General features: G+C 65.3%; 15 protein-coding genes and 1 pseudogene. 8 read left to right on the top strand and 8 right to left on the bottom strand.

The genetic code is table 11. The features are described from left to right. The first annotated feature begins 85 nt into the window (after positions 1–85). Together RAD10_RS32275 and RAD10_RS32270 are read left to right on the top strand one after the other, a co-directional pair. Positions 86–397, top strand: a complete 312-nt coding sequence (locus RAD10_RS32275; protein ID WP_018321125.1) for a DUF3572 domain-containing protein — start codon at positions 86–88, stop codon at positions 395–397. Further along, the gene (locus RAD10_RS32270; protein ID WP_461620577.1) at positions 394–1683 is read left to right on the top strand and encodes a DNA polymerase IV; all 1290 of its coding nucleotides are present in this window, start codon (positions 394–396) and stop codon (positions 1681–1683) included. The genes RAD10_RS32275 and RAD10_RS32270 overlap by 4 nt, the downstream gene beginning before the upstream one ends. A 16-nt stretch (positions 1684–1699) precedes the next feature. Here the strand turns inward: RAD10_RS32270 and RAD10_RS32265 are convergent, their stop codons facing one another. Next, positions 1700–1855 carry a hypothetical protein gene (locus tag RAD10_RS32265; protein ID WP_201760246.1) on the bottom strand — a complete coding sequence of 52 codons (156 nt, stop codon included), beginning with the start codon at positions 1853–1855 and terminating at the stop codon, positions 1700–1702. 145 nt (positions 1856–2000) lie between these two features. On the opposite strand from RAD10_RS32265, the gene RAD10_RS32260 reads away from it, so the two are divergent. Then, positions 2001–2402: an ACT domain-containing protein gene (locus RAD10_RS32260; protein ID WP_461620576.1), complete on the top strand. Its 402-nt coding sequence runs from the start codon at positions 2001–2003 to the stop codon at positions 2400–2402. A 38-nt stretch (positions 2403–2440) separates the two neighbouring features. Here RAD10_RS32260 and RAD10_RS32255 read toward each other — a convergent pair whose 3' ends face one another. Both RAD10_RS32255 and RAD10_RS32250 read right to left on the bottom strand, forming a co-directional pair. Beyond that, positions 2441–2842: a RidA family protein gene (locus RAD10_RS32255; RefSeq protein ID WP_179738631.1), complete on the bottom strand. Its 402-nt coding sequence runs from the start codon at positions 2840–2842 to the stop codon at positions 2441–2443. Between the two features lie 221 nt (positions 2843–3063). Then, positions 3064–3924, bottom strand: a complete 861-nt coding sequence (locus tag RAD10_RS32250) for a cell envelope integrity EipB family protein (RefSeq protein ID WP_461620575.1) — start codon at positions 3922–3924, stop codon at positions 3064–3066. Between the two features lie 246 nt (positions 3925–4170). On the opposite strand from RAD10_RS32250, the gene RAD10_RS32245 reads away from it, so the two are divergent. The 4 genes from RAD10_RS32245 to RAD10_RS32230 all read left to right on the top strand — a co-directional run bounded on the left by RAD10_RS32245 (position 4171) and on the right by RAD10_RS32230 (position 7319). Continuing rightward, entirely contained in the window at positions 4171–4638 is a 468-nt protein-coding gene (locus tag RAD10_RS32245) for a RidA family protein (protein ID WP_461620574.1), read from the top strand. 5 nt (positions 4639–4643) lie between these two features. Continuing rightward, positions 4644–5390, top strand: coding sequence for a glycerophosphodiester phosphodiesterase (locus RAD10_RS32240; RefSeq protein ID WP_461620573.1), 747 nt, complete (start codon positions 4644–4646; stop codon positions 5388–5390). A gap of 200 nt (positions 5391–5590) precedes the next feature. Beyond that, positions 5591–6829 carry a GNAT family N-acetyltransferase gene (locus RAD10_RS32235; protein WP_461620572.1) on the top strand — a complete coding sequence of 413 codons (1239 nt, stop codon included), beginning with the start codon at positions 5591–5593 and terminating at the stop codon, positions 6827–6829. 64 nt (positions 6830–6893) lie between these two features. Further along, complete coding sequence (locus tag RAD10_RS32230; RefSeq protein ID WP_461620571.1) at positions 6894–7319, top strand: HIT domain-containing protein; 426 nt, start codon at positions 6894–6896, stop codon at positions 7317–7319. Between the two features lie 111 nt (positions 7320–7430). Here the strand turns inward: RAD10_RS32230 and tsaA are convergent, their stop codons facing one another. The 4 genes and pseudogenes from tsaA to RAD10_RS32210 all read right to left on the bottom strand — a co-directional run bounded on the left by tsaA (position 7431) and on the right by RAD10_RS32210 (position 10164). Further along, on the bottom strand, positions 7431–7922 hold the full coding sequence (gene tsaA, locus RAD10_RS32225) for a tRNA (N6-threonylcarbamoyladenosine(37)-N6)-methyltransferase TrmO (RefSeq protein WP_091957000.1): 492 nt from the start codon (positions 7920–7922) through the stop codon (positions 7431–7433). A gap of 30 nt (positions 7923–7952) precedes the next feature. Beyond that, on the bottom strand, positions 7953–8303 hold the full coding sequence (locus RAD10_RS32220) for an AzlD domain-containing protein (RefSeq protein WP_461620570.1): 351 nt from the start codon (positions 8301–8303) through the stop codon (positions 7953–7955). Continuing rightward, positions 8300–9040, bottom strand: coding sequence for an AzlC family ABC transporter permease (locus RAD10_RS32215; RefSeq protein ID WP_461620569.1), 741 nt, complete (start codon positions 9038–9040; stop codon positions 8300–8302). The genes RAD10_RS32220 and RAD10_RS32215 overlap by 4 nt, the downstream gene beginning before the upstream one ends. A gap of 157 nt (positions 9041–9197) precedes the next feature. Continuing rightward, a pseudogene (locus RAD10_RS32210) lies at positions 9198–10164 on the bottom strand (lytic transglycosylase domain-containing protein). Positions 10165–10240: 76 nt separating this feature from the next. Between RAD10_RS32210 and RAD10_RS32205 the strand changes: the two are divergent. After that, on the top strand, positions 10241–10879 hold the full coding sequence (locus tag RAD10_RS32205; protein WP_461620568.1) for an HAD family hydrolase: 639 nt from the start codon (positions 10241–10243) through the stop codon (positions 10877–10879). Here the strand turns inward: RAD10_RS32205 and RAD10_RS32200 are convergent. Further along, positions 10876–11916 carry a phenylacetaldoxime dehydratase family protein gene (locus RAD10_RS32200; protein WP_461620567.1) on the bottom strand — a complete coding sequence of 347 codons (1041 nt, stop codon included), beginning with the start codon at positions 11914–11916 and terminating at the stop codon, positions 10876–10878. The genes RAD10_RS32205 and RAD10_RS32200 overlap by 4 nt on opposite strands. Between the last annotated feature and the right edge of the window lies 1 nt (position 11917).

Raw genomic sequence — 11917 nt, 5'->3', positions numbered from 1 at the left:
TGGGGTCGGAAGACTCAGGGCCGAGACTCGGGCATGATGATTCCAAATTAGAGACCGAAAGTTAACGGAAAGGCAAACCGTCCCCTTGAAAAAGCCTGTTCACAACCCCCGCGAAGTCGCTGAAATCGTTGCGATTCAGGCGCTCTCTTTCGTTGCGAGCGATCCCGAGCGGCTGGGCCTGTTTCTGGCCGAGACAGGGGTCGGTCCGGAGACCCTGCGCAATGCCGCCGCGGACCCCAATTTCCTGCTCAGCGTGCTCGATTTCGTGCTGCGCGATGACGCCACTGTGAAGGCCTTTGCCTCGACCGCGGAACTGCATCCGACCAACGTCGCAGCGGCGCGGCAGGTCCTCGGCGACGCGCTCGGCGACCCCTCCTGGGAGCGCGACGTGCCGTGACCGTTCCCGACCCGGCCGGGCCTCGTTGCTTCTGCCGGGATTGTTCGGCCGATCTGGACATGGGCGTGCGGCGCTGTTCCGCCTGCGGTTCCCCTCGCCTCGTCCGCCACCGCGCGCTCGCGGGCCTGACCATCGCCCATATCGACTGCGACGCCTTCTATGCGACGGTCGAGAAGCGCGACAATCCTGACATTGCCGACAAGCCGGTCATCATTGGCGGAGGAAAACGCGGCGTGGTGTCGGCCGCCTGCTACATCGCCCGCACCTACGGCGTGCGCTCGGCCATGCCGATGTTCAAGGCGCTCGAGGCCTGCCCGCACGCGACCGTGATCCCGCCGGACATGGCCAAATATGTCCGCGTCGGCCGCGAGGTGCGCCAGGCCATGCAGGCGCTGACGCCGCTGGTCGAACCGCTCTCGATCGACGAGGCCTTCCTCGATCTCTCCGGCACCGAGCGGGTGCACGGCATGATCCCGGCAAAGGTGCTGGCGCGCTTTGCCCGCGACGTCGAGCGCGACATCGGCATCTCCGTCTCGGTCGGCCTGTCCTGCAACAAGTTTTTGGCCAAGATCGCCTCCGACCTCGACAAGCCCCGGGGCTTCGCCGCGCTCGACCAGGAGGAAGCGCGCGTGATGCTGGCCGAGAAACCCGTCGGCTTCATCTTCGGCGTCGGACCTGCCACGCAAGAGCGACTGGTGCAGCGCGGTTTCCGCATCATCGCCGATCTGCAAAAGGCCGACGAGATCGAGATGATGCGGCAGTTTCCGAGCGATGGCCGCCGGTTGTGGCGGCTCGCGCGCGGCATCGACGACCGTCGCGTGGAGCCTGACCGGGGCGCCAAGACGATATCGAGCGAAACCACCTTCGAGACCGACATCCGCGATTTCGCGACGCTGGAGAAGATCCTGTGGCGGCTGTGCGAGAAAACGTCCTCGCGCCTGAAGAGCAGCGAACTTGGCGGCTCGACCGTCACGCTGAAGCTGAAAACCGCAGATTTCCGCCAACGCACCCGCTCGCAGTCGATCGCGGCCCCGACCCAGCTCGCCGCAAAGATCTTCTCGATCTGCCGCGAGATGCTGGCCAAGGAGATCGACGGCACCGCCTTCCGCCTGATGGGCGCCGGCGTCAGCGCGCTGCGCGAGGGCTCGCCCGCCGACGACACCGACATGCTCGACCGCCGCGCCGCCCACGCCGAGCGCGCGGTGGACAGCCTGCGCAAGAAGTTCGGCAGCGCCGCCGTGATCCGCGGCATCGCCTATGACGGCCCGGAGAAGGCGCAGGAGTGACCGAGTCCTGCTCAACTCAGTCGCGTTCGAAGATCCGTGCACCCGGATAGACGCGGCGGGCATACTGAACGACCAGCTGCCGATCCTGAGTCTCCAGGAACGGGGTTCGGATCTGACAAGACCCGATGATGAGGTGCCACAAGCCGTTGAGCTTTCGAATGACGACGTTCATTTGAGCTTCCTCGCAGTGACCCGAGTGGACTCAAATTGTAAGAATCTCCCGCCGTCGCTCAATTGTACCAGCGTAAGGTCGGCGTATGAGAAGGCTTAGAGGAGATATACAAAGGTATGTTGGCCAAGGCTTCAGGGGGTGGCCCGTGACAGGAGAACGCGATCTCGACGCGTTGCTGAGCAACATGAAGCCGGAGATGCTGAACGGCACCTTCGTGTTCTGCGAGGTTCCGCTCAACGAACCCATTTCCACGGCACTCAATCCGCTGCTGACGTTTCGCGAGCAGGAAGGAACGACGCTGGTGCTTCTGCGAGAAGAAGCCGAGGCGGCGGGATTGCGCTACGCGTATGCCTCGCGCCTGATCACGCTGACAGTTCACTCGGCGCTCGATGCGGTGGGCTTTTTGGCAGCAATAGCGGCGCGTCTCGCCGAAGCCGGCATCAGCGTGAACGCGGTCTCCGCCTTCCATCACGACCATCTCTTCGTGCCCGCCGACAGGGCCGACGAGGCGATGGCCGTTCTTCAAGCTATGTCGGCAGCAAAGTAGGATGAGTTTCGCTTGCGCTCTACCCATCCTACGCAACCTCAATCCGCGACCGCCACCGCCTCGATCTCGATCAGCCATTCCGGCGCGGCGAGCGCGGAGACGCCGACCAGGGTCGAGGCCGGCGGCTCCATGCCTTCGAAGAAAGCCGAGCGGGCCTTGCCGATGATGGGGCGCAGCTCCGGCTTGTAGTTCACGACGAAGGTCGTGATCTTCACGATGTTGGAATAGCTCGCGCCGGCTGCTTTCAGCGCGTGTCCGAGATTTTGCATCACCTGCGTGGTCTGCGCGGCGATATCGCCCTCGCCGACGATCCGCCCCTCCTCATCGGTCGAGACCTGTCCCGAAATGTAGATGGTGCGCGCGCCGGTGGCGGTGACGACGTGGGAATAAGCGGGATTGTGATGCAGGCCGCTGGGACGGAGATGATCGAGTTTGGGCATGGGTTAGCCTCCCTGGGGTTTTTGATTGGGAGAGAGCGTAGCTGGAGAGGGATCGGAGAGCCAGCCCCGTCATTGCGAGGAGAAAGCTACGAAGGGAGATCTCGTAGGGTGGGCTAAGGCGCATAGCGCCGTGCCCACCATTTTGCAGTTCGCTCGAGAGGTGGTGGGCACGCTACGCTTTGCCCACCCTACGGCGCTGCTCGCGCGGAGAGTTCTGCCCCTCAATTACAGGGCTTGCTGTCCTTGACGTCGAACTTGCCCATCGCGCCGGAAATGACAAAGTCGTTGTAATCGAGCACGAGCTGGCGCGAGACGCCGTTTTCGTAGAGCTCGAACGCCATCGCATAGACCGGCGTCTGCTCGCCCTCTTTCTGCTGGGCCTCGCGGTCGAAATAGCTGACCGTGACGGGCCAGCGCTTAAGCGATTTCATGTGCTCGTCGGAGGTCGACGGATCCGGCGCGGCGGCGCGGTCGGCGGGGATCGGCTGGCCGATCACGGTCAGCGTGTTGTAGACCTTCTGGCCGTCGTCGGAGCCGTCATAGACGGAGAGCTCGAGCAGCGGCTTGCCGTCCTTGGCAGCGGCGATGATGCGCTGGATCTGCTCGGTCGGGAATACGATCTTGCCGTCGAGCGTGAAGCTCTTCGGCGCCGGCAGCTTCAGCTTGACGTTGATGTGGTCGCCGTCGCGCTCGGCCGAACCGTCGACGCGGCCGGCATCCGCCTCGTTCATGCGGGTCTCGATCTTGAAGCGATAGCTTTTGCCCGCGGCGTCTTCCCAGGAATTGGAACGGAGGTCGCTCAGCGTGACCTTGCCCTCGCCGCTGTCGAGCTCGGACACCTGGCGGAATTCAGAGGTGTAGCCCTCGCACGAGCTTCCGGTGAAGTTGTAGAGGATGCGCCCGCGCGCGCTGTTGACCGAATTGGAGCGCGATTTGACGAGGCTGAGGTCATAAAGCGCCTGGTGCGCGAGGAACGGACCGTTGGCGGCCTGCGCGGCGTCGCCAAGGCCTAAATCGCCAAGGCCTAAACCGGCCGCCGCGAGCGCCATTACACCGAGCGAAGTCCGGAAAAGGTGCACCATGTCTGTTCCTTGGGGACGCGTCCTTGGGATGCGCAGATTCGACATTTTAATGACCGTTCCATTGCGTCGCAACTGAGGCCGTTTCACGTAAAGTTGCGGCCCTGCCGTTGAACCTGCGGCCTCGCCTCGGCAAAAGGCGCCTCCTGCGGGTTGCTTGCATGTGGCGGCACGATGGGCGAAACAGGGCGCGGCCGGCCTCCCACGGATGCGCCGGGCGAATGGAATTTCTGGACAACGAGGTCGAACATGGTGGGCACGGTCGAGCAAAAGCTGGCGGAACAGGGCATCAAGCTGCACGAGGCCCCCACCCCCGTGGCCAATTACGTGCCGTTCGTGCGCACTGGTAATTTGCTGTTCGTCTCCGGCCAAGTCTGCTTCGACCCCGCCGGCAAGCTGATCGCCAAGGGCAAGCTGGGCGCCGGCGTCTCGATCGAGGACGGCGCGGCGGCGGCCCGCGGCTGCGCGGTCAATTTGCTGGCCCAGGTCAAGGCGGCGCTCGGCGACCTCGACAAGGTCGTTCGCGTGGTGCGCCTCGGCGGCTTCATCAACTCGGCCCCCGATTTCCTGGATGGGCCGAAGGTGCTCAACGGCGCCTCCGACCTGATGGTCGCCGCCTTCGGTGACAAGGGCCGCCATGCCCGCACCACCGTCGGCGTCGCCTCGTTGCCGGCAGACGCGGCGGTCGAGGTCGAAGGCGTGTTCGAGGTCGCCTGACGCGAATGCGCGCTCCTGATTGGCTGACAGCCCGGCCGCTCGCCCATCGCGGCCTGCACGACATTTCCCGCGGCATTGTCGAGAACATGCCGGGCGCGGTGCAGGCTGCGATCGCGGGCAATTTCTCGATCGAGGTCGACATCCAGCTCTCGGCCGACGGCGAGGCCATGGTGCATCACGACCATGCGCTGGGCCGCCTCACCGAGGCCACCGGCGAGGTCGTGTCGAAGACCGCCGCGGAGCTGAAGGCCGTCAAATTCAAGGACACCGACGAGCGGATGATGTCGCTGTCCGACCTCTGCTCCTTGGTCGCCGGCCGCGTGCCCCTGGTGATCGAGGTCAAGAGCCATTTTGGCGGCGACCGCAAGCTGGTGAAGCGGATGGCCGAGGTGCTGGCGTCCTATGACGGCCCCGCCGTCGGCATGTCCTTCGACCCCGACCAGGTGCTGGCACTGCGCGAGCTGCTGCCCTCCCGCCCGCGCGGCATCGTCGCGCAGCGGACCTATGAGGACGACTATTGGGCGAAGCTGACCCAGGCGCAGCGCGACAGCATGCTGTACCTGCGCCACGGCTTTCAGACCCAGCCCCACTTCGTCGCCTTCAGGGTCGACGACCTCCCGGCCCCCGCCCCCTGGATCGCCCGCAACCTCTTCGGCTGCGCCCTGCTCGGCTGGACCGTCCGCACCCCGGAGCAGCGGACGCGGGTCGGGCAATATGCCGACCAGATGATCTTTGAGGGGTTCGTGCCGTAGGCCTCGCCCGTGTCCCGGACGCGCTGCAACGCGCAAGCGTTGCTGCGCTGAGCCGGGACGCAGAAGGCGGCACGTGACGCAGCGAGTTGGGCCGCGGCTCGGCAGCGCGTCGCTCAAGGGCGCTGCGCTGCGTCCGGGGCACGAGAGCTGTGTTCCCGCCCCCTTGAAGTCACTGCTGCAATGCACGATCTTGGGCAACGATGGCATCATCCGAAATCACGCTCGAGGCCGTACCTTCGATTGGCGAGGTATCCCCGGAGGACTGGGACGCCTGTGCCAACCCCGGCAAATGCAGCGGGCTTGGCACGGGAACCTCATCCGGACTTCCAGGCGATTCCCTCGGCCTCTCAAAACCTGCCTTTAACCCATTCGTCTCACACGCCTTTCTCTCGGCCGTTGAGAAATCGCGTTCGGCGACAATCCGCACCGGCTGGGGACCGCGGCATCTCGTGGCCAAGGTCGACGGCCGCGTCGCTGGTGTCGTGCCCTGCTATCTGAAATCGCACTCCCAAGGCGAATACGTCTTCGACCGCGGCTGGGCGGACGCCTATGAGCGCGCTGGCGGGCGCTACTATCCGAAGCTCCAGGTCTCGGTTCCCTTCACCCCTGCCACAGGCCCGCGGCTGCTGGTCCGCGACGGCGTCGATCGCGAGCCCATCATGGACGCGCTGGCGAGCGGGCTGGTAGCGCTCTGCGGCGTCAGCAAGGCCTCCTCCGTCCACGTCACCTTCGCACAGGAGGCCGAGTGGAAGTTGCTCGCCGAGCACGGCTTCCTGCAGCGTACCGACCAGCAGTTCCACTGGCACAATGAGGGCTTTGCGAGCTTCGACGAATTCCTGGCGACGCTGAACTCGCGCCACCGCAAGTCGATCAAGCGCGAGCGGCGGGATGCGCTGCCCGCCGGAATCACCATCCACTGGCTGACGGGAAAAGACATCACCGAGGACGCCTGGGACGCCTTCTTCGCATTCTACATGGAGACCGGCTCGCGCAAATGGGGCCGGCCCTATCTGACACGCGAGTTCTTCTCGCTGATCGGCGAGACCATGAGCGAGGACGTGCTGCTGGTGATGGTCCGCCGCAACGATCGCTGGATCGCGGGCGCGATCAACTTCATCGGCTCGGACACGCTGTTCGGCCGCAACTGGGGCGCGGTCGAACATCATCCGTTCCTGCATTTCGAAGTCTGCTATTATCAGGCGATCGATTTCGCGATCAAACGCGGCCTCACCCATGTCGAGGCCGGCGCGCAAGGCGAGCACAAGATCGCGCGCGGCTACCTGCCGCGCACCACCCATTCCGCGCACTTCATCGCCGATCCCGGCCTGCGCCGCGCCATCGACGATTACCTCAAGCGCGAGCGCGCCTATGTCGCCGAGGCCGGACGGGAGCTTGCCGAGCTCGGCCCGTTCCGGAAAGGCGCCGACGAGGCGCCTTGACGGTTTGCCGTCGCTGGTGACAGTAAGCGCAAAATTCCAAGCGCAAGTTTCTCGGGGAGCCGCCATGACCGCCTACGACACCAACAACATCTTCGCGAAGATCCTGCGCGGCGAGCTGCCCTGCTCCAAGGTCTACGAGGACGAGCACGTCTTCGCGTTCCTCGACATCATGCCGCGCGTGCCTGGCCACACGCTGGTGGTCCCGAAGGCCCCCGCCCGCAACATCCTCGACATCAAGCCGGACGACTATGCCCATGTCGCCCGCGGCGCGCACAAGATCGCCGCAGCCGCAATGAAGGCATTCAAGGCCGACGGCATCACCATCCAGCAGTTCAACGAGCCCGCCGGCGGACAAGTGGTGTTTCACCTGCACATGCACGTGATGCCGCGCCATGACGGCGTGGCGATGCTCCCGCCGGCCAGCCGCAAGGAAGACGCCAAGGTATTGGAAGAGCACGCGGCGAGGCTGATCGCGGCGTTGAGGGGTTGATGTCATTCCGGGGCGCGCCCCCTTGGCGCGAGCCCGGAATCCATTTCACCACCGACTCTGACGCATGATGAATTCCGGGCTCGCGCCCTCGGCGCGCTCCGGAATGACAGATTACTCCGTCTCGAAATCCCCCGGCTGGGGCGCCGCCAATGGCGTGAACTCGCAGCGGTCGGGCTTGATGTCGATCAGCGGCGTGTTGTCGAGACAGTCGAGCCCGCGCACCAGGATCGCGTTGCCCTCGATGCCGACCAGCTTCACGATCGACGTGCCGATCGGATTGGGACGCACCGGCGAGCGCAGCGAGAAGGTGCCGCGGGTCTTCTCGTTGTTCTTCGGGCTTTGCAGGATGATGTCGCGGCGCGATTGGTCGAGCCAGTAAAGCACTTCGAGATTGCTGTAGAAATCGACGCCCTTGATGGCCGGCACGAACGGCTCGAAGATCTCGAGCCGGCAGATCGGGCCGTCCTGACGCCCCTGCCGCGGCGTCTCCATCCGCGAAGTCCAGGGCGTGCGAATGCGGCCAATGAAGACCAGACCGGCATCCTGCGCGGGCGGCAAATCGATGGCGACCTCGCCCTCGCGGAGCTCGTTTTTACGAACCATATTTCCAATTCCTCGCTGTTGGGCAGCGTTTTAGCCCAACCACCACTTGCCGGCCAGCATGAAGACTTCGCCGGTCACCACGCCCGCAAAGATCGAGCGGCGGGTCAGCAGGAACACGACGAGGCCGGCGGCCACCGCGCCGTAGCGCAAGGTATCAGGCACGCTGGCGAGCGCGCCCGGCGGCTCGACCACGATCTGGGCGATGACGCCGGCGAGGATGGCGGTTGCGACCGCCCGCACCCAGACCAGCAGCTCGGAGCCTTCGTCGATGCCGCCGCCGAACCACAGGCCCAGCATGCGCCAGATCTGGTTGGGAACGACGCCGGCGACGAACAGCACCACCAGCGCGTGCCAGTCGCCGATCGCCTGCGCAAAACTCATGCGCGGACCTCCCGCCACCAATGCACGCCATAGGCGATCGTGCCGGCCACCACCCCGCTGACCAGGATATCGACGCCGGAGTTCATCTTCGCGGCCAGCGGATACAGCAAGATGCCCAGCACCAGCGCGACGACATCGGCGACCTCGCGGCTGTTGCGCGCAGTCGAGAACAGGAAGGACAGCGGCGTCAGCAGCAGGATCGCCGCGCCAAGAGTCTGCGTTAGATTAGCGGCGAGGAAATAGCCGACGGTGTTGGCGACCAGGCACACCGAGACGAGGCCGCAGCCGAGCCCGTGAACGAAGGCGATGCGCCGCTCACGCGGCACCTGCGGCAGGAAGCGGTGGCATTCGACCCACAGCGTCACCGCGGTGAGATGCGCGGCAAAGACCAGCTCGCGCCGTTTCGTTGTCGGCGTGCGCATCAGCGGCAGCACCGAGACCACCATCGGGAACAGCCTGATGGCGCTGACGGTGACTGCAATCGCCGACTGGATGACGGTGGCGCCGGAGCCGAGTGTGGTGATCAGGATGATCTGTGCCGGCCCTGCCCACACGAACAGCGTCGAGGCGAGCGCCCAGACCAGGCTGAAATGGGTGTCATGGGCCAGCGCGCCGATGCCGAGATAGGTCACGAACAGCACGATGGTGAGGATCGTCTGCGTGATCGAGCGCAGCCCCCAGCCGAAGGCACGCCAGGGACTATTCCATTGCGGTGAATCGAGCGGAGGAAGCGCCACGGAGTTTTTTGGCCGGGTTGCGGAATCGTGCCCGCATAACGGGTGAGACGGCGGCTCGCGTCAAGGAAACACGTGGCGGGGCTGGCATGCGCGACACACCCACCGTTGTCATTCCGGGCTCGCGCCCAAAAGGCGCGCCCCGGAATGACGAGAGGCGCTATCCGCTCACACCTCGGTTCTTCAGCACGAAGCACGCGCCGCCGGCCTTCCTGATCCGGTTACAGAGATCATCCGCCTCGCTGCGCGTGTCGGCGCCGATGCGCACCTGGTAGAAGGCGCGCGTGCCGCGGCTGCGCATCACTGAACTCAGCAGGCTCGGATCACGCTCGCCGATCGCGGCACCGAGCCGCGTGACGGCGCGGGAATACATCGCCAGTGCCCTGTTGCGATCGAAGCCGGCGGCGAGCTGCACGCCCCAGACCTTTGCGGCCGCAAGCTCGACATGCTGCTCGAGCTCGGCGACGAAAGCATTCGGCGCGCGCTTGAGCAGCGCCATCAGGTCGCGACAGCTCGTCGGCGGCGCGCTCGGCGGGCCCTTGCCGGTCGCTCCTGCCTTGGCCCAGGCATCGACGCTCGTGCCGGTGATGGCCAAGACATAGTTGCGGGTCTGCTCCGGCATGCCGCCGGTGCCGGCGAGCCATTCCTGCACGCGCCGCGGACCTGCGTTGTAGGCGGCGGCCGCAAGGCCGAGATTGCCGAACTGGTTGCGTAGCTCGTTCAAGAACTCTGCCGACTTCGGCAATGCCTGCACCGGATTGAACGGATTGAGCAGCCCGCGCTCGCTCGCGGTGCCCGGCATGAACTGCGCGATCCCCTGTGCGTGCTCGCCGCTGCGTGTCGTCGGGCCTACCGCGTCGGCCTGGAAGCGGCTTTCCTGCCAGATCACCCGGGCGTAAGAATTCCAGCGGGAGATTGGCATCGCGCGCGGCGGCCTCGATGATCAGGCAGATCGACTCCCGCGTGTCGCTCTCGCGTGCCGAATCGGGCGATGGCGACGGCTTTGCGGGGGCTTCGGGGCCGAGCTGCGTGGGAGGAACCGGTGCGTCCTCGGCCAGCGCCGGCGTGCAGACGAACGCTGCCACGAGCAACTGCCAGATCAGCTTCTGGACCCCACCAAGCTGCATTTCGCTCCAAGCCCTTGAACTCGGGCCCCAAGGCAACTAGCAACGGCCGGAACAATCAACGCTGAGCTCGGCCAAAATGCGGACAATCTATTTTGATCTCGACGGCACACTCACCGATCCAAAGCCCGGGATCACCGGTTCGATCCAGTATGCCCTGAAAAAACTCGACCAGCCGGTCCCGAGCCAGGACGAGCTGACCTGGTGCATTGGGCCGCCGCTGCATGCCAGCCTGAAGAGGCTCGTCGGAACCGACGAACTTGCTGACCGGGCGCTGCTACTCTACCGCGAGCGGTTTTCCGAGGTCGGCCTGTTCGAGAATGCGCTCTATCAGGGCATCCACGACACGCTCGCCGCGGTGGCCGCAACGACGCCGCGCATGTTCGTGGCGACCAGCAAGCCCGCGGTCTACGCCACCCGCATCGTCGATCATTTCGGCCTGAAGCCGTACTTCGAGCGCGTGTTCGGCTCCGAGCTCGACGGCACCCGCGTCGACAAGCGCGACCTGCTGCGCTACGCGCTCGACGAGACCAAGGTCGACGCGAGCAGCGCCATCATGATCGGCGACCGCAGCCACGATGTGATCGGCGCCCGCACCAACGGCATGACCGCGATCGGCGTGCTCTATGGCTATGGCAGCGAGACCGAGCTCAGGGACGCCGGCGCGCATCACATCTGCGCCGCGCATCCCGAGCTGCTCGGCCACTGCGTGGCCTAGGCGCTAACCATCTCGACCGCCGCAAGCATCCCCGTCTTGGGATGGCAGTTCAGATATTCGAAGAACTGCTCGTCGGCGGCCGCCACCGTGACCTCGTGGTAGAGCCGCAGCTTGGCTGACGGGCCGAGCGTCGACAGATATTTCATCGCCGCACCAAAAATCCTGACATGGGTCGGATGCGACTCCGCCCAGCGTTCGAGCGCCGCCAGACTCTTCCACCAGCTCTGGCCGTAGGACTTTTCGCTCACGCTGCCATCAGCGTGGAGCACCTGCATGTAGCGGTTGGCATAGCAGCCGATAGCAAGACCCTCGTCGCGCAGGAAATCCATGCCTTCGCGCAGCACCGGCTCGACGTCGTCGAGATAGAGCTTTCGCTCCGATGCCTCGGTATCGCTCCAGTCCTGCCCGGAACGGATCAGGCAGAGATTGTCGTGCGGCCTCACGCGTAGCCGCCCGCCGTCCCGGATCAGTTCCGGCGCGCCGCCGGGCGTCATCGGATCGGTTTGCGACAGCGGGATACGGTCGCGCATGCCGCCCCAATAAGCGTGCTCCTGCACCTCGCCGCTCATGCCGCCGGCGATGGCCGCGACACCTTCGGTCCGGTCGGGCGAAGAGAACAGCGTCTCGTGCCGCGCCACAATGGGACGCAGCACCTCGATGAAGGTGCCGACGCCGTCGCGCTGCCTCCCGGTCCATGCCGCGCGTGCCGGTTCGAGCCAGGCGTCAAAGCGCGCAATGGTGTCCCAATAGGCGACCGAGACGATGGTCTCATAGCCGGTCTGGTCGACATAGCGCGCGCGATCCCAATGCAAAGGCCCGCTTTCGGCCGAAAAGCGCTCCGCGATCTCAAGGAGCGCCTCCGTTGCGGCAGCCGGCGCCTTGCCACGATACTGCACACCGAAATAGGCCATCACGACGCGGCTCACGGTCGGCTTGTAGCGCGCAACGAACGACGGGTAAGGCGGCTGGTAATCATCAGGCACGCGCTTGTGGCGCGTGCGCTGAGTCTCGAGATGCTGAGGAATTGCAGATTCCATG

The sequence above is a fragment of the Bradyrhizobium sp. 23AC genome (assembly GCF_054863025.1).
The sequence above is the reverse complement of the archived record's forward strand: the minus strand, read 5'-3'. Positions and strand labels throughout refer to the sequence as shown.

Excerpts from the sequence above, each read along its gene's own strand:
- RAD10_RS32230 (WP_461620571.1), top strand. The coding sequence starts at position 6,894 with ATGACCGCCTACGACACCAACAACATCTTCGCGAAGATCCTGCGCGGC.
- RAD10_RS32255 (WP_179738631.1), bottom strand. The coding sequence starts at position 2,842 with ATGCCCAAACTCGATCATCTCCGTCCCAGCGGCCTGCATCACAATCCC.
- RAD10_RS32205 (WP_461620568.1), top strand. The coding sequence starts at position 10,241 with ATGCGGACAATCTATTTTGATCTCGACGGCACACTCACCGATCCAAAG.
- RAD10_RS32235 (WP_461620572.1), top strand. The coding sequence starts at position 5,591 with ATGGCATCATCCGAAATCACGCTCGAGGCCGTACCTTCGATTGGCGAG.
- RAD10_RS32250 (WP_461620575.1), bottom strand. The coding sequence starts at position 3,924 with ATGGTGCACCTTTTCCGGACTTCGCTCGGTGTAATGGCGCTCGCGGCG.
- RAD10_RS32265 (WP_201760246.1), bottom strand. The coding sequence starts at position 1,855 with ATGAACGTCGTCATTCGAAAGCTCAACGGCTTGTGGCACCTCATCATC.
- RAD10_RS32220 (WP_461620570.1), bottom strand. The coding sequence starts at position 8,303 with ATGAGTTTTGCGCAGGCGATCGGCGACTGGCACGCGCTGGTGGTGCTG.
- RAD10_RS32240 (WP_461620573.1), top strand. The coding sequence starts at position 4,644 with ATGCGCGCTCCTGATTGGCTGACAGCCCGGCCGCTCGCCCATCGCGGC.
- RAD10_RS32245 (WP_461620574.1), top strand. The coding sequence starts at position 4,171 with ATGGTGGGCACGGTCGAGCAAAAGCTGGCGGAACAGGGCATCAAGCTG.
- RAD10_RS32200 (WP_461620567.1), bottom strand. The coding sequence starts at position 11,916 with ATGGAATCTGCAATTCCTCAGCATCTCGAGACTCAGCGCACGCGCCAC.
- tsaA (WP_091957000.1), bottom strand. The coding sequence starts at position 7,922 with ATGGTTCGTAAAAACGAGCTCCGCGAGGGCGAGGTCGCCATCGATTTG.